The organism is Erythrobacter sp. S43, from assembly GCF_057364955.1.
In genome coordinates this window covers 1,691,127-1,715,807 of the sequence record NZ_CP200285.1, presented here as the reverse complement: position 1 = coordinate 1,715,807, position 24,681 = coordinate 1,691,127, and the positions used below count along the sequence as shown (strand labels likewise).

Here is a 24,681-nt window from a genome sequence, read left to right as displayed (position 1 = left end):
ACACTCAGGAAAGCAGGTATGGGAGGGCTGCACCGCAGGCCTGACGAGCCGAAGGGTAACCTGTTCATGACGGTTGGCAGATAGGGCAAAGTGTTGCAGGAGTATGTAATCACGGTGGCGCTTAATAGAGAACGATGTGGCTGTAGACCTGACTGAGCTCAACGACATTGTCGAAACGGGGATCAAGGATATTTCGAAGTATAGATTCGAATGTATTTTGAATGCCGAGAGTCTTTTAGCGGAAGAGTATGACTTGGAAGGTCTAGAGTGGGAGAGCATACCTTACGGAGAGGACCAGATCGATCTGGTGCCGGACGACCGCCGTGGTATTTATGCTTTCACTCTCAGGGCGCCGCATCCCGTTTTGCCACCGCACGGATACGTTATGTATATCGGCATCGCTGGACGACGCTCGGCTCGCAGTCTGCGGAGCCGGTACCGAGACTATCTCAATACACGCAAGGTAGCTAAGCGCCTTACGATCGCCCGCCTAATCGGCACTTGGCATGAAATGCTTCAGTTCCAATTTGCAGCGGTCGACGAGGATATGTCTTCGGAAGAACTTGAGCGCCTCGAAGAACAGCTAAATTCCTGCATGATGCCCTCCTTTTCAGATGGAGATCTTGAAGCGGAGACAAAGGCAAAGCGAAAGGCATTCGGGTGATGAGCAAAACCAATGTGGAGGGATTCGTCCTACCTGCACTGCGCGGGATCATGGGCAAATGGGTCTACTATTCCTGCCTTATGCCGCTCGACGAAATAGCAGCTCGTGTTCGATATGCTGATGAGATACACGAGCACAAAGCTCTTTCAGATATGATCCAGAGAAAGCTCAAGGCGGGAAGGAGCAAGGAGATAGCTGCGTACCTGGAAAATCAGCCGGAGCGCTTCTTCAACTCACTCGTTGTTGCGACCTACAAAGGTGAACCTAATTGGATTGGCCTTTCTGACTTAAGAGCCAAAAAGAGCCAAGTTGCTCTCGCTGACCTCGCTGAGGAGACCGTTGCCTCTGTTGGATTTCTGACACTCCGAGGAGATGAGGAACTCTTTGCCCTCGACGGCCAGCATCGTTTGGCAGGTATCAAGCGTGCATTCGATGAAGGGGTCCAAGAAGAGAGCGGTTATGACGAAATTTCGGTCATCTTTGTCTCTCATAAAGACACAAAAGTTGGTCTAGAGCGCACTCGCCGCCTGTTCACCACGCTAAACAAGACCGCGCGGCCAGTCAGCAAGGGAGACATTATTGCCTTAGACGAAGACGACGTAATGGCACTTTCCGTGCGGTGGCTCATTGAGCACACCAGACTATTTTCTGGAAATCGGATTGCCTTCGTTGCGACCAATAATCTGCCCACAACGAACAAGTCGAGCCTCACGACAATCGGCAACCTTTACGACCTTTTGCTGCACCTCTTTACTAAAGCGGACACAGAGTTGCAGGACACTCGCGTGAACCTGACGCGAGTGCGACCAGTCGACGATGAACTGAAAGCTTACTTTGATCTCTCAAAGAACTATTTCACTCTTATGAAGAAGCATTTTCCGGAGCTGAAATCCTTCTTCGAAGCGAGGGACCCCACGGTGCCGGTGAGTAAGTTTCGCGGCAATCATGGCGGCAGTGCTTTGTATCGACCAATTGGGCTAGATATCTTTACCCAAGTGATCGCCCGCCTCACCAAGGAAATGCCACTTAGCAAAGCAGTAAGGCTCGCTTCAAAGCTACCGACCGATCTCAGCAAAGCTCCATACAAAGGGCTGCTTTGGGACACAGACACCCAACGTATCGTTGGAGGAAACCGAGTAACACTTCGGGAAACACTCCTTCACATGCTTGGGAAGTCTAAGTTCAGCGAAGAGAAGTTGCTGGCGCGCTATCGTAGTGAAACTGGCGACGATCAGGCCAAACTTCCAAGACCTGTCGGCTAGGACAAACTAAGATCCCTCAAACAAAGATGTCGCGATTGCGCGTGGCGCCCCTGGACCACCTGTCGCTAATAGCGAACGGTGGCAAGTAGGTGTTATCAAACGCAGCAGTCTACAACGCTACGTGTTCAAGCTTATATCGGCGTAGCCAGGGCATTAGCGGTTCGATTGAGCTTGAGGGATAAAGTGAGTTTCTGGCAAAATCCGCCACCCTTCCAAGCTCATTCCGAAGGAAGTCTCCAGCATCCTCGCTCGATGAAATCGAACTCTCCGGAAGAACAACGACGAAGTCGTATATCTTCGCAAATTCCTTTCCCTCTGCACGACGGAGAATACGACCGCGCCGCTGCACAAACTGCCTTGGATTTCTAGAGCTCGCAATCAGATATGCCGTGCGGCAAGCTGGCACGTCGATGCCCTCGTCAAGGCAACGAATAGCGACCAATGCTTCGGTTTCACCTTCTTTGAAGCGTTTTAGGATTTCCCGCCGCTGCCACCGGTTTTCATCTGAGGTAAAAGGAGACACCTTCACTCGCCTTCGGGCGAGTAACTGTGAGACCGCGTGCCGCTGTTTGATGGACAGGTCGTCGTTGACATCAGTGCGATCATCCAAGTCGTCGAGTTCGATCTGTGTACGCCCATCGCCACAATAAAATAACGAGTAAGGTTCGATATCCCCATTCGCGTCGATCAAGCTTTCCAAGGCAGGCAATTTGTTTGCCGCTGCACCAACTAGCCGCGACCTTCGCATCAAAAGAGCTTTGAGCCGTTCAGATGAGGCGCCCGCGCTTTTTTCGCTCTGAGAGGCCATAAAGGTCCGCGCAATCTGATCGCTGAGATCGACATATTCTAAGGCTTCATTCGACGTCAGCTCCACTGGAATAGGGTGGTATTCGTAGGGCGTTAGAACCTTGTCGTTAACCGCATCTGCCAGCGAATATTCGTAGACTGAGCGGTCGTACACCGACTTCAGGCGATCATTGCGGTCTTCATCTAGGTAGTGAAAGGGGGTTGCTGAAAGACCGATCCGAAACCTGGCTTCTGGGAACAACTTACCGACATATCCCTCTGAGCTATGATGATGGCATTCATCACCGATGAACATCAAACGGTCTTGTTCGAGCTGGCTTGCCAAGTCTTGGAAATGCTCAGTCTTGAGCGTTTTGTTGACCACTACAATAGCGATGAACTCTTTCTGTCGGTTGCGATTTCTGGAAAGATACGATTTGAGCGCTGGCTCCCACTCAGCTCGTGCACCATAGCACCTGAGCGGCTTGATGTTGAACAATCCGAGCTCGTTGCACCACTGGTCTGCGAGATCCTGATAAGGGACGGCCACAATAAGGGCCATTCCTTCGTTCATCTCCAAAAGGCGGGTAGCAGCAAAAAGTGCTGTGATAGTTTTCCCTGCACCGGTTGCCAGCTCTAGTATGCCATTATGGTGATTATCAGCCCACTTACGCAGCGCCGTCAGCTGATGATTTCGCATCTCAAATGGATGGCCATTCAATTCCGAAGGTATTTTGGGCCGAGAATTGTTCTCGCCTGATCGCTGCAAAATCAACTCTCGGACCCGCGCCGTTTCCTCATCGGTATCTGGAGGGTCAGGGAAAGCAGCAGAGATGAAGTTCAAGCCAGCTTCGATAGCCTCTGGAATCGGCGTGATGACAGTTGAGCTTCCCGTTTCGCCAGACCAAAGCTTGGCAAAGCTCTCTTCATGATTGCGCACATATTCCAGTTGACCCTCGTTCCATGAGCGAAAAACCGTGATCTCTTCGGAATTGAATCTCGGATCAAGCGCACTTGTAGTCTCATTCATCGAACCACTAAAAGATAATGTGTCGCCAATTTTATCACGCATTATGCCGATTTTCTGATGGAACATACCCTTCGGCCTGATTGCGACTTTTATCTCAAGTTGCTTGGCCTGAAAGAGCCAAGCCAACAGGCGAACTCTATACTGTAGAAGATCGCTCGAATCCTCCCCGAGAAGGTCATCGAACGACGGAAACTTCTCTTCGTCCCACGGGTTCAAAGTTCCTTCCTTGATCGCGTCGAAGTCATGAGGCGACACAAGCTTGCCGAATATCAACTCAATTTTGCCGCCGCTCTTTACGAGCTGCGACATAGCAGCTGGAGTATTCAACAGGACAGCGAACGAGAAAAAACCAACGGCGCGTTGGTATCGCACTGTTTCTGTCATCGCCGGTAGAAAGAAATCCGAGTAGAGATCGTCCTGCTCGGAAGTGTAATTCGTTTGGAACGGAATCTTGCGGAACATTAGAATTCGGGGACCACAACTCCCGTTGCTTCCCCTTCCGCTTCTGGTGGCTTGACCCCGATGGAAGCCAGGCCTTTCCATACCGCATCCTCGACGTCGATGTTGGCGTAGCGATCGATCCAGCTTTGGATCAATTCCAGGCCACCATTGGCGTATTCCTCATAGATTCTCACGCAGTCACCTTCGCGATCGGGTCGCAAAATGTCGGAGTCTTTGGCGTCGGCTAACGCGAGTGCAAACATGGCATCAACAGCATCGTTTGTTTGATACTGAGCGCCAGCGATGTCCTCTGAACCCAAGCTTGTGCTTAGTGGCTTTTTACGCCGCTCCTTATAGCCGAGCATCGCGCAAAACGTGAGCGCTTCACGCAGCGTCGGAAACATCGTCGCCTCCTTGCCACCCAATTTCTGAAGGGTGTCTTCAAATTCGTGACTGCGCTTGACGGGTGTTTGGATGAGACGCACGTTACATCACCTCCGTTATCTTAGAACCATCGATATCGCTATTGTAGCGTGTCAGGTCATATCGTTTGCCCTTGATATCGATGTACTCTTCTTCCTTGCCTTCTCCGTCGCTTTGATTGTGCCGCGTGAGAACGTATTCGTGCTCTATGCGGGGCCCAAGCATTTCCATGACTTCAGCTGAAGCCTGGGATGTTGAGACGAACAGGATGACTTGAGATGCGAGCTTGGGCAAAAACTCAGCAACCCCTCGGCGATAAACAGTATCAAGGTGGCCGAACGGGGAGTCCACAACAAGGGGTGCGACCGTACCAGGAAGCAAGATATCGTCCACTAGGCTCGCGCGTTCTTTAGCGTACTTCGCGATAGCTCCAGTAAACGCGAGGCCGAGCAGCTGATTCTCACCTGTACTCTTAGCCGCTTCTAGGCCTCGTTCGTCAGTGAGGCGCAACTGGTAGTTCTTATCCAATTTGACGGTAACGGATTTGCGCATCACGCTTTGTACAATGGTATCGATCTCTTGTTCGATGCTGGAGCGAGCCGCCTCTTCCTCTTCTTTGAGACGGGTTTCTAGCCGGTCGGTGAGGGCAGAGGCTAGCTTGGCTCGCTTCACAAACCGTTTCGCCGCTTCCGATTTTTGAACGAGCTGATCTCTTTCCGCTTCGGCTTCACTCTTCTGTCTTTGGAAAGCGATTATCGAGCCGGCGCAATCGTTTCGCTGGCTTTCAGCATGACGCTTTTGCCCCTTGGCACGCTCTCTCGCAGCTTCTTTCTCCGCGATATCTTCGATTGGATTGTTGGCAAGTTGCTTGGAAATTTCTTGGAGATCAGCATCAAGCTTTTGGATCTCTCCCTCAAGCCGCCGAAGATCCTCTTGGTTTCGTTCGTACTCGCCCCAAGCGTTCTTCGCTTTCTGAGTCAGAGCACCTAGCGCTTCACTTGTAGACATGACACGTGACATCACGACCTGATCACCTGCAGTCTCTAGCAACGACTTGATCTTCTCATATTCGTCGCTGCCAGATTTGATAGGACGTCCGCAGACACAGACCTCGTCTTCGAGCAATTCGTCTACGAATTTTTGATCGTAAGGAGCTGGGAGACGCCCACGCGTATCTTCATTGCGGATGACATTTCCCGCCTCAGAGACAAGTTCCTCGGCAAGTACCGATGTCGCGTAAGCTCTCATCCAGTTCTGTGATCGCTGAATTGCACGCGCTTTTTCTGCCTCCTTCTTTTCCAAATCGGTTTCGATGCCAGCACGCTTCGCTTGGGCTTGTTTCGCTGGCTTAGCTCCAGCAAGCTCCTGATTGAGCCGATCAATCCGGTCGTCTGCCAATTCAATTTCTTGTTCAAATTTCCGGATCTGTTCCTGATAGCCCGCTATTCGTTCATCGGCCTTTTCAATGACCGCTTCCGCTTTTCGAGCATCTTCACTTGTGTTGTCCGACGCCTGTTTCTTGTAGTCGGCCGTTGCTTTAGAAAGATCTGACAGAGCCATTCGAGCCACGGTGGAACCCAGAATACCCTTAACTGCTTCCCCGAATTTTCTTGCGCCCGATGCGCCGGTGTACCGACTTGTCGCCTCCCCGTAGAAGAAGAAGTGTGGAGCCATCTCTTGTGGGATTACCGAGTTGATGAATCTGTCCGGGCGTTCTTTTGAACTCGGGACGTCGGCCCCATTGTCGATCTCGCTTAGTCTCAGCGGCTGGGTTTCTCGCCTCGCTTGATCGTATGTGCGTGAAGCTCTGTAGGTTTGTCCGTCGTGAAGAAAGTCGATTTCAACCGTAGTTGTGGTTGCGCCATCCTTCTGAAAGGCAAACTTGTTGACTAGCCTTTCCGGATCTTCGAATTCGCTGACGTTCGGGAGGATATCAAAGAAGCACCAATTGATCGCCGCTAGAAGGCTCGTTTTCCCAACACCATTTTCGGCGCGGATAAGGGTGACATTGCGATCGGGATCGGTCGACACGAAAAAATCGTTGTCACCGTAAAAGCTACGCCAGTTCTCGATCCGGATATATTGAATGTGCATCGTTACATCCGATCTATGTTGTGGTCGATTATCTTCTTAACTTCCCCAGGTATACCCCTAGCAGTCTCTCCATTCAGAAAGTATTGACCCCGGACCTTATCAACGATTTGTCGAATTATTTTGTCCATTTCTTTAGGATCAAACCCGGTAGTTTCTTCGAAATCTGTGCTAGATATCTCGTCACTCACTTCACCCTCCAATGAAGATTGCCTTCAATGACGGCATTTGGCCTGAGATAAGGAGAGGAATCAAGAATTTTCAAATAGGTGACCCAATACGGTTGAGACACAATTTGAAAATACAATTGAGATGATTAACGACAGGGCGGGAGCCACGCCTGCACCCGAATGCGATCATTTATGGCAGGCGACACACACCTTTGCCTGGCCATAGAGGTCGTCAACATCCAAGGGTTCGTCATCCGGTCGCAACGGATTGGCCACAAATTTTGCCCGTTGACGCTCAATCCGCTTTTGGTGATCGGCTTTAATCTGAGCAATTCGCTCCGGTCTCTCAAGTTGCTCTAATGACTCGCCATGGCTCCATGTAAAAGGCGAGCCGTGTTCGACGGCGTTCTTCTCATAGCGTTTGGCTTCTTCAAATGACTCAGGGTGTCTTTCTCGCAAGCGAACCCACTCGATCTTTTGTTGGAAGAAGCAGAATGTGCAGCCGCTTCGCGTCCGCCATTCATAGTAGCGTGGCAGACCTAGCCCTGATGAGTCGAGGATCTCCATCACCCCAGCTTTGTCAATGCCAGCCTCTTTTAGAGGAAGCCTAACCACAAGGTTTTCATGCTTAGACGTATAGCCTTCGCGATACTCTTCATCTGCACGAATAGCGACGTAGGACGTGACGTGCTGCCCTTCGTCGAGCATGGGCTTAACCCATTGCTCGAACGGACGCAGCTTCAGTTGGCGAGTGCACCAGCGGGTCTGCGCAGAGGGCAGAAAAGTGTTGTATTGCTTTAGCCAGAAATCGAAATCGCGGTCTGGGTTGAGACGTAAGACAGGCTTACCCAGGACGCCTTCCAAGCGACCGAGAAATTCATAGACTTCAGGGAGCTCTTTGCCTGTGTCGGTGAAAAAATACTCGACATCAATCTCAGGATGATGATGTCTCATATAGACCGCTAGTGCGGCGCTATCGCGCCCACCCGACAGTCCTAGAACGTGTCTCTGCTTATCGCTCAAAGCGCCGCCTCCTTGCTGGAAGTTGCCTTTCGCTTCTTAGTTTCAGGAGCGCTCATATACTGGAAGGAAAGCTCCGCTAGGGCGGCGAGCTTAATTTTGTCTTCAAGCGCGCCTTCTTCGTTCAATCGCTCTTCAAGCGCCTTCGCGATTTCGCGCGCTTTCGCTCGGTCCGCGTCGCTGATGTCAAATTCGCTCATGTGGGGCGCTGGCCTTCCGTCCATCCCAAGCACAACTGCCATCGCGTGGCGCTTGTCTGGGCGTCCTTTCACCCGCGCAATCGTCTCACTCTTGTTGAATTGCTGTGCAAGTTCAGTCAGCGCGATAGCCGCATTATCGAGGTCGGCATCGATCCAATCACGAGACGGCTTTCCAGTCGCAAGGCTGGCGAGGCCTTCGATATCTTCGCCAGAACCACTGTAGCGCGACAATCTGCCGACAAAGGCATTCAGCCTAAAATCTCCTCCGAGATCTTGGATGTTCTCGGCGCGCGCCCGCAATTCGCAGAGTGCTTGGGCAGAAGAGTTGGGCACCTGCAATTCGGCCAGCATATTGTCAGCAAGTCGAGTGAGCATTTGTGGATAGGCATTCGCCAGCTCGCTCAGAGCATTGCGCACACTCTTAATGACAGATTCAAACTCGCCCGCGCTTCTAAGGTCGTTCCCACCACCCGCAAGCTGGGGAAGGTCATTGAAGATAAGCTGATTGGGGTCATTCGCTTTCTTCAAAAGTCCGCGAATGTGAATTGTGCCTTCGGACAAACGCATCGTGCGCTTCGTCCATTGAGGCAGTGAAACGTAGATGGAAATCAGGCCTCGTCCGACATCGATTGGCTCAAGATTGCTCAGCTCGTTCGCACTATCAATGTCGCGGACAACTTCGGCGAGGCCTGAGAGCAAGCGACGGCCGATATCGCTGAGGTTCATCCAGCGAAGCTGAATGTCAGTCGGGTCTTTTGCGAGATAGTCGATGTCGAGGTCAGTGAAGCGCGCTTGGAAGATTCGCTGCCGATAGAAGGCAACCTCGGTGCGCTTGGACTGAATGTAGGCAACTGCAAGAATCGGACGAAGACCAGGCTTCAATCCGAAAGGCTCGGCGTTCCAAAGGTCGTAAATCTCGGAGAGTAGGACAGAACGGTCACTGTGCTTGGACAGATATTCGTCTGCTGCCTTCCAAAGCGGCGCGAGCCTCGCTGGGTCGGAATTGGTAGGAGGGCGGAAGCGAAGCTCTTTCTTGTATTTTCGATATAGACCTGTTGCTTCGAGAATTGACGCGAGCAAGCCGCCCTCTGCTGGAAATCCTTCGATACCCAAACGCTCCGCACCTTCTTCAACGACCATCCGCCTAAGAAGTGAGTTCTGAGCTGCAACGGCATTTGCCGAAGGCTTTTCTCGATTGAGCAATTCGTTCTTGATGATGGGTGACTGTTCGAAACGCTTGTCGGCCAAGTCGGAGGCTAGACCGCTAAGCTCGCTCTGGGCAAACGATTGAGGTTTCTCATCGCGCAAATGCCAGATGGCGGAGTTAAATGTCCTTTGGATCTCACCCTCTAGGCGGGTTTGTAAATCAGCAAGCCTAGCTGCGACCTCTCGCCGTGCGACAGGGTCGCCTTGGAGTTCCGTTCGGTCTAGGCTTACCGATTCAACGGCTAGTAGTTCTCTTGCGAGCGATGCGATTGACCAAGAGCGCGGTGAAATGCCGACTACCGCATCAAATCCGTCGGCCACACTAACCGCTGAGCGCGCTGTCTTGTCTGCTTCGTCCTCTGCTTCCTGTTCAGTGGGAACGCAAAGCAGAAACAGGCCAATGGAGTCCGCGCGAGGCTCGAAAGTCTCAACTCTCTCCTTCGCACCATTCAGAGGCCCGATCTCAATATCGAACCAGCGCAATGCGCCTGTTTCATGGTAATGCCGCTTGGCGAGAATGGGCTGCAACCCTGCAAGCTCATTCAGCCGTTTGAAGTCCACATCGCCAAGTTCAGACAAGGCTTCGTCAACCGCCCCCTCGATGTCGAAGTCACTTCCAGCAAATACCGCGTAAGCACCAATATGACGACGGAAGACCGCAAGCGACCATTGCGAGAGCTGATCCAATGCGCCCTCAAGGTTCTTTGTGGTCAATTTCCCAGGGAGTGCATGTTGTAGCAGAGCAGGAGAGGCGAGCACATTAGAGCGGTCTTTGAAGAGATCGATAACCGCAATGGTCTTTAGTAGCTGAAGGTGCTCTTCATCGCCTCCAAGCGAGTCACAACGTGCAATCGCTTCTGCGGCCACCGCCCAACGATGTCCGTCTGGGGAAGCCATGATTGATGGCTCCAAATTCACTTGGAGATAGTCCCATAGCTGGCAGGGGAAATAGAGGTCGTCGCTTGAAGCTCTTTGGAGAAAATCCTGGAAGCCGCTCGGCTCAACTGAGTTTAGAAATCCAAAGAGGCTTCGCTGATTCTGACCAAATCGGCGTCGCGAAATCGGCCCAAGAAGCATCGCCACTACGGGGTGCAAAGGCCAGCATTCGCTCAGCAATGAGTTGAGCGAGTTGCGTGTCGAGGCGGAAGGGAGTGCCAACTCCTTGGTGACAGCCTCAACCTTAGAATCAAACTCTTCGGGAATCTTCTTGGATTCAATTGCTCTCGAAAGAAGGTCAATTTGCTCTTCGCCTGCCGTGTTCACAATCAAGTCAACAAAGCGACCCTGAATCTTCGACCATTCATCGCGAGTCTCTCGCGCCATGCGGTTCGCATACTCGTCAAAGGCCTGGTGCAAGACTCCAACAAAAACCAATCGCCCTTCACTTCGGGATGCCAGCTCGGCGATCTGCTGCAACAGGTGAAGGTCGCCACCCTCTTGCGCTGCCGACTCCAAGACTTTTCCAAGCTCGTCTACAAACAGGATAATTCTGTGCTGTTTGGGACTCTCAAGAAGCTTCTGAAGAGCCTTGAGAAACAATTCATCCGTCCAACGAGAAGGCTTGCGGACATTGAGCTTTGCCTCAAGGATTGCATCGCCCAAAATCGTGGGAAGCGCCGACCTCCGACCAACCGCAGCAACAGTTACCCAACCGCCATCATCGATGGGAAATCCTCGCTGAAACGCCTTGGCGGTCTGCTTGCCCACCAGACCCTCCGCCTTCGAGCGAAGCTTCTTGTCGTTACTCAGCAATGCGCTGAGAATAAGAATTAGGCTCGACTTTCCGCTTCCATAAGGCCCCGTCCAGGTGAAAGCCCCATGCCTGTTCTCGGCGACATGTGACGCCATTGAAGTGAGAACGTCGGCTGAAGATTGCGGGCAAATGTAGCCTTTAAGCGCCTCCGCCTTATCCAAGTCGGAATCGATGCGGATGGCTTTTTGGAAACGGCGACCGATAGTGACCTGCTCGGCGAAGTTCGTCATGCCGCCCTCCGCAGATTATCACGTTTGAAGTCATTGGCAATGAATGAGCGAGCCTCGCCGTCGTCAAGTTCACGTCTGCGGCTTAGCTGCTTCAAGCCAGCCGTCTCCGACCACATAATCGCGCCGTTCGTGTAATCCTCGATATCAGCCACGCGCCGCGCCAATTCCTGCTCGTCCAAGCAAAAGACCCGACCGGGCGAGCCAGGTTCATGCGCCATCGCCTCGAATGAGAGGGATTTTGAAGAGGGAGAGAAATCCTCCCAGAACTTTGCCGTCGCGTAGGCAAAAACTCCGTCACCGAGCGTCGACTGCTCTCCTCTGACAAAGCGGAAGCCGTCTTTCTTAGCGGTAGCCTTCAAAAGACCAAGCTCTGCTAACGGAGATTCAAGGGCTTCCTCGTGCAGTCTACGGTCAGACGGCATTCGCGCGGCGTAGGTGCGCACAAAGCATTCAACGTCTCGCTTAACCGTGGTGGCCGAAACACGAGGCCATTCCCGACTTCCCGCCAAACGCATCAAGTCTTTGACGAGCAGCTCGCGCTCGAAGGACTGAGCCAGAAAATGGTTGAAAGCCCAGTACCATGTCGTTCGCTCGGGGGTGCCGCACAGATGCCAATGAATTAGCCAAAGGGTCGCGGCATTCTCCATGAACGGGTCGAACCCATCAGCACCAAGAATCTCGTCGCCGAGTTGAGTAGGAACGAGGCCATTAGGGCCATTCTCTTCAATAATATTGCAGGCTTGCGCCCAAAACCTAATTGAAGAGACCATATTCTTACCAACACCAAGCGTGGCTATCGCGCCCTCGTCAGTAAAAATCGATTTGTTCTTTGGGTCATCTCTAGTTTCAGAGACAAGGTCATAGGCCTTTTTCAGCCAACCGTAGCGGAGCGGGAACGTCTCGTGACCCGAGAATTGTGGACGATATTCAATTGTGTATAGGTGGCCGCGTGACATTCTTTTACCCTGGACGTTGTCTCCAGCTCGACAGTAGCAGTCCGAAAATGTTAGGGTCAAATGAAAACTGGAGCGAAGCCCCAGATTCTATTTGAGCTGTGAGAATTGTAGCCTAGGGCGGCTCAAATAGATTTAAAGAACTGATTTAAATGAACAAATCACGCAGAATCTTCCTTGACCATCAGGCCACATGCCCAGTTGATGAGCGCGTATTCAAGGTCATGTCAGAGTGTTTGCGTGGTGAGGCAGCGAACCCGCATTCTTCTGAGCATAGTTTCGGATGGGAAGCGTCCAGGCTCGTTTTAGAGGCTCAAGAGCGAGTCGCGGCACTCATTGGAGCGGATGCAGACGAGATCATTTTTACTTCGGGAGCAACTGAGGCCAACAACCTAGCGCTATTTGGACGGCGATACAAAAATCAGCGAAGGGTTATTGTTAGCGAAATCGAACACAAATGCGTATTGGAAGCAGCAAAGCGCCTGCAAGCCGAAAGGGGCGTGGAGTTGTTGACAGTGAAAGTCGATGACAAAGGCTTGGTTTGTCTGAATCACCTTGAAGAACTCCTAAATGGTGGAGCCTCTGTAGTTTCGATAATTGGTGTCCACAATGAGATTGGGACAATCCAGTCTCTCACGGACATATCTGAACTCGTAAGGTCAAAAGACAGTAGCCTACATTTAGACCTGGCTCAGGGCCCCAACGCTATCGACTTAGCGGGCCTTTCTGAACTCGCTGAAACCATAAGCCTTTCCGCCCATAAGATGTACGGCCCAGTCGGAATTGGATGCCTTTTTGTCTCAAGAGAAATCCAATCGAAAATGCGACCACAAATTGTCGGCGGCGGACAACAAAACGGACTTCGATCTGGAACTGTTCCGCTAGCTCTCGCGTGCGGTATGGCAGAGGCTTCAACGATTGTCAGGCGCTCACCTCATGAACGGCAACATTTGCGCACTCTGATCAAGCAACTCTGGACCGGCCTTAATGATCTGCCAACGACTGTCGAGTTGAATGGCCCTGAGATAGCGGACCGACATCCGGGAAATCTTAATGTAAGTTTTGTTGGATTTGACGGAAGAGACCTGATCGCAGCGTTGCAACCCCATATTGCCATTTCCTCCGGCTCTGCGTGCACGTCTGGTGTTGAGGAGCCATCATACACCATCCGGGCAATTGGCCACTCACACGAAAGAGCAAGCTCTGCTTTGCGTTTCGGTGTCGGGCGTGGAACGACTGAGGCTGAGATTTCTGTAACGCTAGACTCGATGGCGAAGGCAATCGAGAGGTTACGGATTGCCGCTTGATCTGCGGGCGGAGGACTAGCGCTAGATATGACCAGCAGATACGGCCTCTCCAAATCCAAGATCAGCGCATTCGAGCAATGCCCTAAGCGCCTTTGGTTGCAGACCTATAAGGCGGAAGTGGCCACGGTGGATGAGAGCGCCAATGCTCGGTTTACAACAGGCAATGCGGTGGGCGATCTTGCCTGTAAGCTGTGTCCCAAGGGCTTCATGATCGAAGCAGAACCTAACCTCGGGGCTGCCTTGGAACGGACACAGGAACTTCTCGCATCCGGCCAGCACGATGCGATTTTCGAGGCGACCTTTCAGCATGACGGCGTTTTGATCCGGGCAGACATCATGGAGCATGATGGAACTGATGGTTGGCACGTCGTAGAAGTCAAAAGCAGCACTGGGGTCAAGGACTACCACTTGGGCGATATGGCAACCCAGCTCTGGGTGATGCGCAGCGCAGGGGTGAACGTCTCTTCAGCGGCAATTAGACATATCGACCGAAGTTTCGTCCTCGAAGAGTTTGGGAATTATCAAGGCCTCCTTTCAGACTCGCTCATCGAAGCAGATGTGAGCGAACTTGAAACCAATCGGGAAGCAATTGTTATAAAAGCCAGAGAGACTCTGAACGGCTCTGAGCCCGAGATAGAAATGGGTGCTCAATGCACTCAGCCGTTCGACTGCGAGTACCAGAGCTACTGCCGTGCCCAAAGCGGCGCAGAATACCTCGAATGGCCGATCTCGCTATTGCCAAGAACCGGGAAACGGATCGCGGAGGCCTACGCTGCTGAAGGCATCTTCGAATTGACCGAGGTTCCGGAGGGACAACTCACACATAAGAACCATGAGAAGATCCGGCACGCAACGGTTTCCAATGAGCCGTTCCATGATGTGGAGAGCATCGTTGCAGAGACTGATGGGTGGCAGCTCCCACTGATCCACCTAGACTTTGAAACATGCAACATGGCCATACCGCGCTGGGTCGGGACGAGACCATATCAGCAAGTACCATTTCAGTTCTCCGCGCATATTCAATCTGAAGATGGGCAGGTCACCCACCACGAATTTCTAGACCTAAGCGGGAACGATCCTCGGCGAGCTTGTGCGACCGCTCTGGCGAAACTGCCAGCGCATGGCGCGGTGGTCGCATGGAATGCGTCATTCGAACGACGATGTCTGAAGGAACTGGCAGAAGCCGTTCCTGAACATGCAGAACGCTTGTCCAGTTTGGCTGATCGCCTAGTTGACCTGAAGGTCGTAGCGGAGAAGCACTATTATCATCGCGATCAACGGGGCAGTTGGTCGATCAAGAACGTATTGCCCACCTTGGCAAACGAACTCGACTATGGCGCTCTCGAGGTAAAGAGCGGGGGAGAAGCGGTCTCGGCATACGATGAGGCCATTTCGAGCGAGACTTCCGACGGAAGACGTGAAGCGATAGCTGACGCCCTCAAGTCCTACTGCGCGCGAGACACTTGGGCCATGGTGGTTCTGCTGAGAAAACTAAGAGGTTCTTCAATCGTCGCTATACCGCCCGTTTAACTTGGAATTCGGAACCTCTCATCTGTACCGAAACCAAGCAGGGTTTGTTAGAATTGCAGCCAATTGGGCATCATCAAATCCCCCGATCAAGCGACTTACTCTTAATCCGCTCCAATTCCTGACCCGCGTTTTTCTCGCTTGTTTCACTCCGTTCTATCTCGCCACCTTTCGCTGCAGCAGCTTGCAAGCGGGATGTGACCTCAAGGGCAGAAGCCTTCTCTCCCTTGTTTTGAGCAACAGCGGCAGTCAGCTTTTGAGTGTTGTCCAAGACCAAAGTCAGATGATCGCGCAGCCGGGTCACCGTGACCAAAAACGTCTTCTGGTTCGAGAGATTGCGCTCTCTACTGTCCATAACAGCAATCCCGCGATCCGAGGTGAGGCCCTGCGCCATGTGAGCGTTTAGCGCGTAGGCGAGATCGATGCGTTTCAGCATAGGATCGTCTTTATCAAGCGTTACTTGCTCACCCTTGGAGGTCTCGACTGTGACCTCACGCTTATCGATGGCAATGACCTTTGCCTGGTCAGCGTTGAACAGCCCACGCTTGTGATCGTTTCGCGTCCAGCGAATTTTGTCGCCGCTATGGATTTCGAGCCGTCGGTCGTTGAATAGAGCCAGAGTGTCATTGGCCTTGTCTGCCCTTATCCGCGAAGGATCGAAGCTGAACTTTTTTCCGCGGGAATTCTCCAAAGCGACCCTTTTGCGTTTCGGGTCGCTGCCTACGATGCGGTATTGTTCAGGCATCAGGCCAAGCGCCTTTTGTCTCTTCGAAACCTCAAGAATGCGGTCGGTCTGATAGGCTGCAACATGGCGCAGCTCTTCATAAGTGGTGTTCACGGGCTCAAGCACATCCAACTGAGCTTTCTCCGGCCCAATCTGCCCGCTTGCAAGAAGACCTGTTTGCACCGCCTCATTGACAGCTGAGCGGATCCTGCGCCCCGAGGCATAGATTGATGTGCGCTCTCGGTCCTCTGGCTTCAGCGAAAGCCACTGCTCGGCAGCAACAATCGCGCCATCGCCTTTGGCTTCGATCGTATGGGGCTCAAGTTTGGCAAGCGCAGTTCGAACATCACCTTTCTGCACAGCGGCTTGGGCTTCGCGAACAACAGGATTACGCGCGCGCAGGTTGGTGTTCATGTGGGCCTGCGCAATCCCGGCCTTTTGCAGAAGCGCAAAGGGCTTGCCGGCATCGACAGCGCCGAGCTGCTTGCGGTCGCCCATAAGCACCAAGCGATGGACGCCGGCTAGATTTGCTAGCGCAACGAGCTTTTCCTTGTCGCTGTTGGCGACCATCGAAGCCTCGTCCAAAATGAGAACGCTGCCACCGAGCGCCTGCTTTGCTTCGGTTTTGAGTGTGCGATTGGATGGATCATCAAGCAGCGACTTCCATCCCCCCAGAAAGCGGGCGAGTGTCTGTGATTTAATCCCCGTATCGCGCTCCAGCATTTGGACGAGCGTATTCTGGATTGCGAGGCCGATGACAGGCCGTCCCTCTTCGCCCAGCACTTTGGCGACCGGTCCAAGCACGCTGCTTTTGCCAGCACCTGCTACGCCCTGCACCGCAACGGTTCGATCCGATGAAGTCAAGATAAGGCGCGCAGCCGAGAGTTGTCCGTCATTCAGTCTAAAGCCGTGCCCGATCTCGGCTGAGGCCTGAACACGAGTCTCAGTCTCTCGAGCGTCGAGATCGGACGGGGCTTGCCCTTTCCCCGCATCAACTTCGGCGATGATGCGCTGCTCGGTTTCAATCGCTTCGCGCGACCCGAGCCAGCCCTTATGCTCGCCGCGTCCCGCTACAAGATAACCAGAATTGACCAAGGCGCGGGTTCTCGTTTCGATCTCACCGATGGTCGTGGGTAACCCAAAATCCAAAGCCGCCTTGTAGAGCGCTTCGCGTTCAAAAGCGGCCTCGCGCTGCGACAAATGCCGCACGGCCGAGGCAACCGCCTGCGCGGCCGCGATCGTTTGCTTGTCCTGTTTAAGCACCGAGGCCGGCACCAACGGATCTTCTGATGCCCCTCGAACATGGCTCGCAAACTTGGCAAGCAGAGCTCGGCCCCGTTCCACCAGTGTCGCGAAACCCGAATGAGGCTTTTCAGGCATGGCTGAGCGCACACGCGCACGCTCGACCATGGGATTTAGATCGAGACCAATGGACTGCGCGGTTTCCTGCCACATGCCTCCAAGCGTGTCGCGATCCTCGATCGGCGCTTTGGCAGAGCGGGTATCAAGTGCAGCGATCCGCCCAGCTTCAAGGCCTGGACCTTGCCTCGCTGCAAGCACTTCTTGGCGCCGCGAGGAGAAGGCCATGACATCCTCGCGCGAAATCCCGCGCGCCTCGAAATTGCCATGCTTGAGAGTTGGTCCGGTTTCATAGCCAAGTTTCTCGACTTCTACTCGGAAGCGCGCCATCGCGATGGAGTTGAGCGTGGTGTTGAGCTGCCACAGACGATCATTCTTGAGCGTCCGCCACTTACCATCCTTGCCTTGTGTGACATTGGCGATCACGGCGTGGAAATGGAGATTGGGTTCCTGATTGCGATTGGTGTCGTGCTTGAAAAGCCCAATCGCCAGATTGCCTGTCTTTTGGGTCTGAACCTTGCCCTGCGCCATGATGCGGGTTTCGGAAGCGTTCTTTTCCGCCCATTGAAGCGCTTCGACAACCGCCTCACGATAAGCGCTGATGATACGCTCATCTTTGCCCACAAGGGCAAGAAGCGACCAGCTCTTGGGAACAGAGAATGTAAGGTCGGTGCCCGGCCTATGGGCCTGCCCAAGGTTGCCAACTTGCGTTCCATCGGGGAGCTCACCGCGCAACAAAGCGTCGAAGGCTTTGGCGTCTACCTTCCCCTCTAGACCAAGCCGCTTTGCGCCTTCACCGAGCCATTCGCCTGAGCGATCAGCATCAGCTTTAGCGTAATAATTGTCGGATGCGAAGTAGTTGGCCGCTGCGGAGGACGAGCGGACATTGGCAACGGAGAGCATGGGCAGGCCTCACACAACTCAAGCCCCTCAGTCCTCCCCGATGATGGTAATCACATCTCAGCGTCGAAGTCGCCGAGATCGTGGTCATAGTCTTCGCGTGCCGCGCCGCCCAGGAGCGAGCGCTGCTGCTCTTCTTGAAGCGTCTTATCCGTCTTGGCGCGTTGCTCACCTTCACGCTGCGCGGCGTCAGGATCGGGCCGATCAGTGCGAGGCGAAGCCTTCTTCAGAGCGTCTGATACACGCTCATCGACTTGGTGCTCCCTAAGCGGGAGCTCGCCTTGTACTTTGCCCAAAGAGGCCGCTCTTTCGCTTTTGAACGGGGCTTCAACAGCTTGTTTGAGGGTTGTCTTAGAGCGAGAATTCGAACGTTCTTGCTTGTCAGTCTTTACCTTCTTGTCACGCGCGCGAGACTGCGCTTTGGGACGCTTCGCTGGCTCACGCTTGCGATCCGTGGCTTCCTTCATCTTGCGCGGATCGCCGCCGTCTTCTCCTTCCTCTCCGCTCTTATTCGCCGTAGCCTCGGAAGTCTCCTCGCCTTCCTTGAGAGTTTCAGCCTTTGCCTTTGACGTCGGTCCTTTGGCATCCTCGTGTGGGATAAAGCCTTCGACCCGGCGCGGCCAATCTCGGGGTTGCAAAGAGACAGGCGCCGCCGGAAATCCATCAGGGAATTTGATGAAGCCCTCAAGGCTCGGAAGGCCCATAAACTCATCCGGCAAAAGCAGCGGAACCACCTGCCGACGCGGCGTCAGACTAACCGCATCGCGCGCATTGTTGTAGCCATAGCTGTACCCTTCTTCCATCTCGCGAACCTCGCGGTGGCCGATAATGTCGGAGCACCATGTGGCGGTCTCACGATCGGCAGTGGCGAGGATGAGTTTGGTCCTGGCAAGTGAGGACAAGGTCATTGCCATGTTCTCGCCGTAGACCTCCTTGAGCTTGGCGAAGGTATGGACGCCTGTGACGATAGCACCGCCAAAGTTGCGCGCAGTCTGCAGACCTTTTTCGAGCGACGGCAGGCGGTGAAGCGCGCCGAGCTCATCAATCAGAAACCACAGTTGCAGGTCACGCGTCCGGCGACCCGTCATCAACGTGTTGATCGCTGTATCAAGCCACAGCGTCAGCAATTGTGAGAGCACGCTCATGTCTACATAGCGCGCGGATAGGAACAGAAAGGAGCCCGGTTTTCCTTCGCCAGTCACCCACTGCCGCACCGAAAAAGCGTCCCCTGATTGAGGCAGCATTTGCATCGCTTTTGCGTTCACATTGAAGACGGCGCGGACCGATTCCGCCATGCGAGCAGCGGCCGGCGTGCTGATCGGTCCAGCCATTGTGTCCTCTACCAGGCGGTGCAGATCCGAGAGATCTGCATTCATCAATTCATCGGCAAGCGCGGCATTGGTTCCGCGCCCTGCTTCTTTCAGCTTGATACATGTTTCAACAAATAGGGTTCGCGCAGCGAGCACCCAAAACTGTTCCGAGCCGCCTCCATCATGGGGCACAAGCGACTCCGCTGCTGCATGAAACTCCGCGCGCGATGTGCAATCATCGAAGACGCTCCAGCTTGGGCAGCGTGTATCCAATGGGTTCAAAATGATATCGCGTTCGGGATCGAAGAAGGTTTCGATAAAGGCGCCGGTCAGGTCGAAAATGACCGCACGTTCGCCTCTTTGTCTGATTTCGGAAAGGAGCTCGAAAAGGGCGACCGTTTTGCCCGTGCCTGTCGTGCCGACCAGCATGGTGTGGCTTTGCTCTTTACGCCAAGGCCAGCTCACGCCTGCAAGGTGCGCGGGACTATAGAGACCGGCTGAAGCGAGCGCGCTGCTGCCTGCAAGCCGCCACCTCCATCCCAAATTGCTGCCATATTCGCGGGCGCGCTCATGGCGATTGTGATCGTCGATTTCGCCTTCCAGTTCAGCAAGGCTTGCGAGCGATGCGCCGCGCACATGCTTCCTTTGCTTGGAGCGCCAACCGAAGTGTTCAGCAACCCACCAAAAGGCAATGAAGGCAGGAACAAGACCCCACGCCGAGGTGACAAGCGCAGCCTCAACCGCCCCCTCAAATGCGGTCATTGCCTCTTTCATGGGCGGGTATTCTGTGACTACACTGATCGGGAACGCGACGATGCTTCCATCAGCCAAGGTGAGGTTCACAAGCTTGTCAGGATCGAACTCCATAAACGCATAAAAGGATGAGTAGATGTGCATCCAGACGAGGTAGGTTTGGTGGTCATTGAGGCTGCTTGTTACCTCCCAATAGATCAGTCCTAGAATCACCAGCAGTGTGATGATGAGCGGACCCTTGAGCCCGGCTGCAAACATGAAACCAAAGTGCCCAAGGAGCTGGCTTCCGCGAGTGAAGTTGACGAGTTTATGCTTCATCGTGGCCCCCTTGCGGGCGCGGCGCAACGAGCCCCAAACGCTCTAGCCGGCGCTGATAGGCCGCCACCGTCTGCTCGCGCAGATTGGGCACAGAATGGTGCGTGAGCAGCGCATCCAAAGCTACGGTGATGAAGATGTTCTGGCGAACCGGATCGGTCCCTGGCGTCCTCAAATCGGCTTGGGTGTCACGCTGCCAGGCATCAAAAATGCAATCGCCAATCACGATGCTTGAACTTACCCGCCGCTCATCGGCCTGAGCTTTAATCCACTCGGCAATGAGAGGCGTGACATAGGTCACAAAACGATGATGTCTTTGCATGAATCCAAGTTCCTTTTGCTAAAAAGAACCTGGTTCACTCTTCGGAAAAGCGAGTGCCACTCTGGCACGAGCAATAGGGTGTAGGAAACCGAAAAATTAGGAAAGAAATTCAATGTGCTAAGTGAATTCAGCACACTCTGGCACAGTCGATAAAGCCATTGGCACACGACTGGCACAGAAGTGGACAAGACCAAATTCATGATAAACTTCATGATCTTACTTGCCAGCCCCGCTGCGTACGGTGTGCTACCGTTTTCCCACTGTGAGGTCTAAGTCCAGAAACGACAGGGAATGGGTTTTGAACGGGCATTGGCGTCCGTGCCAATCGAGCGAAAGCAACAGCCCGGAACGCTGAAGCGAACCGCAAGCGCCAGTTCGGAAGCAAGCATCCCAACCAAGACGCACCCCTGATAAGCTGACGGCAAAAGAAGCGCGTGCGAGATAAGGGAGCGGGGTTTGTCGCTCCCGTCAGCCTCGCGCCGCTTCCACCCGTTGGCGCTCAGGAGTGCTTGCGGGGCCCGGACCAAATACGCTGCGCCCGCAGGAGCGCCGCCGCAGGTGGTGCGGGACCGAGCGCGTCACCAGCCCCGCTCCTCATCACTCTCTCTTCTTCCAGCAGCGAACACAAAAAAGGGGCAGGAACCGTCACCGGCTCCCGCCCCATCGGTCGTTCAGAACTCGTCGAGCATTGCGCCGTGCACCGTGTGCACAACCCGGCTGGCCAGATGCGCCGGCAAGGCGTTGTAGTCACCCTCGTCCAGGGCGAAGTATCCTAGGTCATTATCTTCCACGACGTGCTGGTCGAAGAAGCTGTGCAAGGCTCGCCGTTCGGCAGTGGCCAGTGCTTCGAAGTAGCTGTTCGAGTTTGATTGAAACGATGCAAGTGCAGTCATAAAAGCCTCCTGATATCTGTCGGTAAGACGACAGCAGGCAGGCGGATGGGTGTTCGGTCGGCGGGTCAGGGATCGCCCGTCCGGGCGACCGCCAAGCGGCGGTGGGGGCAACGATTTTGTCGGACTGCAGCGAAGCGAAGGGACGGCAAAATGGTGGGGCCCCGCCGTCCTTGACGCGCCAGCTGCACGCCCATCATCCTTGAAAGTCCGTGAGCCAGACTCCCCTCCCGTTCGATCTCAGGTGTTCGCGAAGACCAAGGGGGAAATCGCTTTCCTACAGGACGGGTGATAGTCCACGTCAGCCGAGGAGAGGGTCATCGGAGGGGAAGAAAGAAGTATCCTCAATGCCATCGAAACGAAGCGCTGTAGCCGCACTCCAGAAACTGGAGGCCGACAGGCTGGCACTCGACCAACGTCAGAAAGAACTCGAGAAACAGGCTGCCATTGAACTGGGCCAGGTTATTCTTGGAACGGGGTTAGAAACCTTCTCAAAGAGGGGCCTATCCGAAGTTGCAAATGAGCTCGGAAAACTCGGCGAAGAGGAAGCCATAAAGCGGCTTGTTCAAAAGCAATCCTCCGCATCACGCACAGCTCAAAGCCACTGATAGTGAATACGAGAAAGGGCCCTATCCGGTTTGGACAGAGCCCTTTCTTGGGAGGCTGGATGGCTGAGATCAGTCGATTTCGGGAGCATCCTTGTTCTCGTCGTTCTCGCCGGAGCCATTGCCCCTTGAGAGGAAGTCGACCTTGTCTGCGAGGATCTCTGTGCCGTAGCGTGTAACCCCGTCCTTGTCTTCCCATTGGGTGTAGTGGATGCGGCCTTGGACGGAAACCAGCTGGCCCTTGGAGCAGAACTGTCCGACTGTCTTGGCGAGGCCATTGAAGCAGGTCACACGGTGGAACTCGCTTTCCTTGGCGGTGTAGCCGTTTTCGTCCTTGTAGGTCTTGCCGTCCTTGTCGCGTGCGGGGCGATCGGTCACGACGGTGATCCCGGTAACGTTGGTGCCGCCCTTGGTTTCGCGGGTGTCCGGATCGCGTGCGATGCGGCCAGTGAGGATTGCAATATTGGTCATGATGTAAGTTCCTTCAGTTCCTCAAACCGGAGACCATCTCCGGCTTGCGAACATCTGAAAGAAGCAGGGCATGGGAGGACTGCACCACAGGCCAACAGACATCGTCTGGGGGTCAAGGGAAACCTGTTCATGACGGGTGGTGCGGGCAGGCAGCGCAGCTGCCAACACGGCCGGAAAGGAACGGGTTGTCGTCCTCGGCTGACCTGGTTCAGGACTGTTCGCGAAGAAAGCCGGATGGGTATCGGGTGCGGGTCTGAAGGTGCCAAGACCCTGCTGCAATCAGCCTGCTCCATCGCCCTCCGATGCCGCCAGGAGATCCATGAAGTTGCGAGCTGCTTCCCGGTCTTCCTCGCTCTCAAACGCCACGTCGAGGTCGGGGGCGGAGCCGCACATGTGCAGGAACGACCACAGTGCAAAGCGCTTGCCCCTGTCTTGCTCGAGACCGAGGTCGACCCGGCAATGCTCGATCCCGGCCGCCAAAGTGTCGGGTGCTATCTCAGCCAGATTTGTCGAGGCAAAGTAGCGAAGGAGGAGATCATCGAGTTGCATGATCGCTCTTGTACAATGGAAAACCTGATGCGGGAACGATAAGTGCCGCACCCCAGAAACCAGCAAAAGTGTCCCTCCCCAACGACAAGGTTGCACAGGCGCTCAGGTCACTTGGGATGAGCAATAGCCTTGTTCCAAAGCGTATCTATTCGGGCCTGTCGTAACCCTACAATCGACTTGGTTGCGTTCGGTGCTATTTAGCCATTGCGACCCAAAGGGCTTGGAGCAGTAATGCAATGAGTTCTCTCCTTATGGGCGGCTCCAAATGGGGCCGCCCTTTTGTCTGGGGACCGGGAGCGCAATCGCGAAAACGCCCAGCGAACGTTGCGCGTTCACCCGGGACAGCAGCCCAGTGGCCCGCGACGATCAACAACCGTGATGCGCTGCTTCTTGGCCTCGATCACCAGGCGCTCTGTCACGCCATTGCCTAGAAATGCCACCACGTAGCGAGGGTTAAGACCGAGCATTTGCTCGTTGCGCTTGAACCCTGCTCGAGCCCCGAGGCGGCGCTCAAGGCCGAACGTCAGTTGCTGGACTTCGTGACGCTCAGCCCAGGATGCAGCCAGTCTATCGGCTCCTTTGCCGTCGCCGCCGTGTACGAGAAACATGTCAGGAACGACCTCGCGCACCCTGTCGAGTGTAGCCCAGATGTTCGCCGCGTAAGTCTTGGCGTCGGCCTCGCATTCGAAACGGTTGCGACCACCGGCAAAGACCACCGGAGTACCCTCGGGAGAATGTGCAGCCTGACGACGCTCCTTGCGTACGCGCAAAAAGTCGCGGGCATCAATCACGGCCGATGTCATGTTCTTCGAGTGGCGCGCACGCGATCCCGATACGGGCTTCCACGAGGAACCGGTTTCGTCGCGATAGAGACCTGCTGCAACCTCACGCAACTGCTCGAACACCTGCATGCTGGCTTCAGCAGACTGGGCACGCAGGGTCTGTTCCTCGAGGTTCGATGAATGCACTTCGGACCCGTCGGCGGATGCCAATAGGGCGCGGATTTCATCCGAAGCCCGATCCACCTGGGTCGATTTGCGGCTAGCTGCACGGTGAAAGAGATTGACGAAGCCCCAGGCGAGATCCTCGGCATCGGCCTCGAGCGCGGTGTCGGCAAACAGCGCGAAGAGATCCGACCAAACTGCTCCGAGCGTGTGAGACATGGCATCCTCGCAAGGGAAGTCGCATTCGTTGAAAGGGGCAGGCGTGATCGAGAAGCCGGATAGATCGAGGCCGGCAAGCTGGGTGGCGAAACTGTCATACATATCTGTAGTCCTCCTGAGACCGGCGAATGCCGGCAGAGGGATTTCCGCTCGGGCCTGTTCGCCGTGCCCGAGAAGGACCGGGATAAGAGACCACCGCACCGCGTCAGCGGGAAACCCCGCAAGGCAAGGCTGGCGCGGGCCACTCGGGCCGCAGC

Annotated in this window: 18 protein-coding genes; 5 read left to right on the top strand and 13 right to left on the bottom strand. The window is 54.4% G+C overall.

All coding sequences use genetic code 11. The features are described from left to right. The first annotated feature begins 136 nt into the window (after positions 1-136). Positions 137-664 (top strand): hypothetical protein, encoded by a 528-nt coding sequence (locus tag AC0V6K_RS08350; protein ID WP_472621222.1) that lies wholly within the window; start codon positions 137-139, stop codon positions 662-664. Further along, the gene (locus tag AC0V6K_RS08345; protein ID WP_472621220.1) at positions 664-1,926 is read left to right on the top strand and encodes a DGQHR domain-containing protein; all 1,263 of its coding nucleotides are present in this window, start codon (positions 664-666) and stop codon (positions 1,924-1,926) included. The genes AC0V6K_RS08350 and AC0V6K_RS08345 overlap by 1 nt, the downstream gene beginning before the upstream one ends. Before the next feature lie 109 nt (positions 1,927-2,035). Here AC0V6K_RS08345 and AC0V6K_RS08340 read toward each other — a convergent pair whose 3' ends face one another. The 6 genes from AC0V6K_RS08340 to AC0V6K_RS08315 form a co-directional block, all read right to left on the bottom strand. Then, positions 2,036-4,204 carry a DEAD/DEAH box helicase family protein gene (locus tag AC0V6K_RS08340; protein ID WP_472621218.1) on the bottom strand — a complete coding sequence of 723 codons (2,169 nt, stop codon included), beginning with the start codon at positions 4,202-4,204 and terminating at the stop codon, positions 2,036-2,038. Then, positions 4,204-4,668, bottom strand: a complete 465-nt coding sequence (locus AC0V6K_RS08335) for a hypothetical protein (RefSeq protein ID WP_472621216.1) — start codon at positions 4,666-4,668, stop codon at positions 4,204-4,206. Before AC0V6K_RS08335 ends, AC0V6K_RS08340 begins: the two co-directional genes overlap by 1 nt. Before the next feature lies 1 nt (position 4,669). Beyond that, positions 4,670-6,700, bottom strand: a complete 2,031-nt coding sequence (locus AC0V6K_RS08330; protein ID WP_472621214.1) for an AAA family ATPase — start codon at positions 6,698-6,700, stop codon at positions 4,670-4,672. A gap of 353 nt (positions 6,701-7,053) precedes the next feature. Continuing rightward, the gene (locus AC0V6K_RS08325; protein WP_472621212.1) at positions 7,054-7,890 is read right to left on the bottom strand and encodes a phosphoadenosine phosphosulfate reductase domain-containing protein; all 837 of its coding nucleotides are present in this window, start codon (positions 7,888-7,890) and stop codon (positions 7,054-7,056) included. Continuing rightward, positions 7,887-11,276: a hypothetical protein gene (locus AC0V6K_RS08320; protein ID WP_472621210.1), complete on the bottom strand. Its 3,390-nt coding sequence runs from the start codon at positions 11,274-11,276 to the stop codon at positions 7,887-7,889. The genes AC0V6K_RS08325 and AC0V6K_RS08320 overlap by 4 nt, the downstream gene beginning before the upstream one ends. Then, on the bottom strand, positions 11,273-12,232 hold the full coding sequence (locus AC0V6K_RS08315; RefSeq protein WP_472621208.1) for a DUF4007 family protein: 960 nt from the start codon (positions 12,230-12,232) through the stop codon (positions 11,273-11,275). Before AC0V6K_RS08315 ends, AC0V6K_RS08320 begins: the two co-directional genes overlap by 4 nt. A gap of 149 nt (positions 12,233-12,381) precedes the next feature. On the opposite strand from AC0V6K_RS08315, the gene AC0V6K_RS08310 reads away from it, so the two are divergent. Together AC0V6K_RS08310 and AC0V6K_RS08305 are read left to right on the top strand one after the other, a co-directional pair. Further along, positions 12,382-13,536 (top strand): cysteine desulfurase family protein, encoded by a 1,155-nt coding sequence (locus AC0V6K_RS08310; RefSeq protein WP_472621206.1) that lies wholly within the window; start codon positions 12,382-12,384, stop codon positions 13,534-13,536. 96 nt (positions 13,537-13,632) lie between these two features. Then, positions 13,633-15,066, top strand: a complete 1,434-nt coding sequence (locus AC0V6K_RS08305; RefSeq protein WP_486172606.1) for a DUF2779 domain-containing protein — start codon at positions 13,633-13,635, stop codon at positions 15,064-15,066. Between the two features lie 73 nt (positions 15,067-15,139). Here the strand turns inward: AC0V6K_RS08305 and mobF are convergent, their stop codons facing one another. From mobF to AC0V6K_RS08285, 4 genes are all read right to left on the bottom strand, one after another. Further along, positions 15,140-18,049: a MobF family relaxase gene (gene mobF, locus AC0V6K_RS08300; RefSeq protein WP_472621202.1), complete on the bottom strand. Its 2,910-nt coding sequence runs from the start codon at positions 18,047-18,049 to the stop codon at positions 15,140-15,142. A 50-nt stretch (positions 18,050-18,099) separates the two neighbouring features. Then, positions 18,100-20,427 (bottom strand): type IV secretion system DNA-binding domain-containing protein, encoded by a 2,328-nt coding sequence (locus AC0V6K_RS08295; RefSeq protein WP_472621200.1) that lies wholly within the window; start codon positions 20,425-20,427, stop codon positions 18,100-18,102. Then, positions 20,417-20,746 carry a hypothetical protein gene (locus AC0V6K_RS08290; RefSeq protein ID WP_472621198.1) on the bottom strand — a complete coding sequence of 110 codons (330 nt, stop codon included), beginning with the start codon at positions 20,744-20,746 and terminating at the stop codon, positions 20,417-20,419. The genes AC0V6K_RS08295 and AC0V6K_RS08290 overlap by 11 nt, the downstream gene beginning before the upstream one ends. A gap of 671 nt (positions 20,747-21,417) precedes the next feature. After that, positions 21,418-21,639: a hypothetical protein gene (locus AC0V6K_RS08285; RefSeq protein WP_472621196.1), complete on the bottom strand. Its 222-nt coding sequence runs from the start codon at positions 21,637-21,639 to the stop codon at positions 21,418-21,420. Positions 21,640-21,983: 344 nt separating this feature from the next. Between AC0V6K_RS08285 and AC0V6K_RS08280 the strand changes: the two genes are divergently transcribed. Continuing rightward, complete coding sequence (locus AC0V6K_RS08280) at positions 21,984-22,244, top strand: DUF6437 family protein (protein WP_472621194.1); 261 nt, start codon at positions 21,984-21,986, stop codon at positions 22,242-22,244. Between the two features lie 69 nt (positions 22,245-22,313). Here AC0V6K_RS08280 and AC0V6K_RS08275 read toward each other — a convergent pair whose 3' ends face one another. The 3 genes from AC0V6K_RS08275 to AC0V6K_RS08265 all read right to left on the bottom strand — a co-directional run bounded on the left by AC0V6K_RS08275 (position 22,314) and on the right by AC0V6K_RS08265 (position 24,526). Beyond that, positions 22,314-22,712, bottom strand: a complete 399-nt coding sequence (locus tag AC0V6K_RS08275) for a single-stranded DNA-binding protein (protein WP_298336026.1) — start codon at positions 22,710-22,712, stop codon at positions 22,314-22,316. Positions 22,713-22,991: 279 nt separating this feature from the next. Beyond that, the gene (locus AC0V6K_RS08270; RefSeq protein WP_472621192.1) at positions 22,992-23,261 is read right to left on the bottom strand and encodes a hypothetical protein; all 270 of its coding nucleotides are present in this window, start codon (positions 23,259-23,261) and stop codon (positions 22,992-22,994) included. A gap of 332 nt (positions 23,262-23,593) precedes the next feature. Then, positions 23,594-24,526 (bottom strand): DUF2493 domain-containing protein, encoded by a 933-nt coding sequence (locus AC0V6K_RS08265; protein ID WP_472621190.1) that lies wholly within the window; start codon positions 24,524-24,526, stop codon positions 23,594-23,596. Positions 24,527-24,681: the final 155 nt, after the last annotated feature.

Excerpts from the sequence above, each read along its gene's own strand:
- AC0V6K_RS08345 (WP_472621220.1), top strand. The coding sequence starts at position 664 with ATGAGCAAAACCAATGTGGAGGGATTCGTCCTACCTGCACTGCGCGGG.
- AC0V6K_RS08340 (WP_472621218.1), bottom strand. The coding sequence starts at position 4,204 with ATGTTCCGCAAGATTCCGTTCCAAACGAATTACACTTCCGAGCAGGAC.
- AC0V6K_RS08330 (WP_472621214.1), bottom strand. The coding sequence starts at position 6,700 with ATGCACATTCAATATATCCGGATCGAGAACTGGCGTAGCTTTTACGGT.
- AC0V6K_RS08320 (WP_472621210.1), bottom strand. The coding sequence starts at position 11,276 with ATGACGAACTTCGCCGAGCAGGTCACTATCGGTCGCCGTTTCCAAAAA.
- AC0V6K_RS08315 (WP_472621208.1), bottom strand. The coding sequence starts at position 12,232 with ATGTCACGCGGCCACCTATACACAATTGAATATCGTCCACAATTCTCG.
- AC0V6K_RS08310 (WP_472621206.1), top strand. The coding sequence starts at position 12,382 with ATGAACAAATCACGCAGAATCTTCCTTGACCATCAGGCCACATGCCCA.
- mobF (WP_472621202.1), bottom strand. The coding sequence starts at position 18,049 with ATGCTCTCCGTTGCCAATGTCCGCTCGTCCTCCGCAGCGGCCAACTAC.
- AC0V6K_RS08295 (WP_472621200.1), bottom strand. The coding sequence starts at position 20,427 with ATGAAGCATAAACTCGTCAACTTCACTCGCGGAAGCCAGCTCCTTGGG.
- AC0V6K_RS08290 (WP_472621198.1), bottom strand. The coding sequence starts at position 20,746 with ATGCAAAGACATCATCGTTTTGTGACCTATGTCACGCCTCTCATTGCC.
- AC0V6K_RS08285 (WP_472621196.1), bottom strand. The coding sequence starts at position 21,639 with ATGACTGCACTTGCATCGTTTCAATCAAACTCGAACAGCTACTTCGAA.
- AC0V6K_RS08280 (WP_472621194.1), top strand. The coding sequence starts at position 21,984 with ATGCCATCGAAACGAAGCGCTGTAGCCGCACTCCAGAAACTGGAGGCC.
- AC0V6K_RS08275 (WP_298336026.1), bottom strand. The coding sequence starts at position 22,712 with ATGACCAATATTGCAATCCTCACTGGCCGCATCGCACGCGATCCGGAC.
- AC0V6K_RS08270 (WP_472621192.1), bottom strand. The coding sequence starts at position 23,261 with ATGCAACTCGATGATCTCCTCCTTCGCTACTTTGCCTCGACAAATCTG.
- AC0V6K_RS08265 (WP_472621190.1), bottom strand. The coding sequence starts at position 24,526 with ATGTATGACAGTTTCGCCACCCAGCTTGCCGGCCTCGATCTATCCGGC.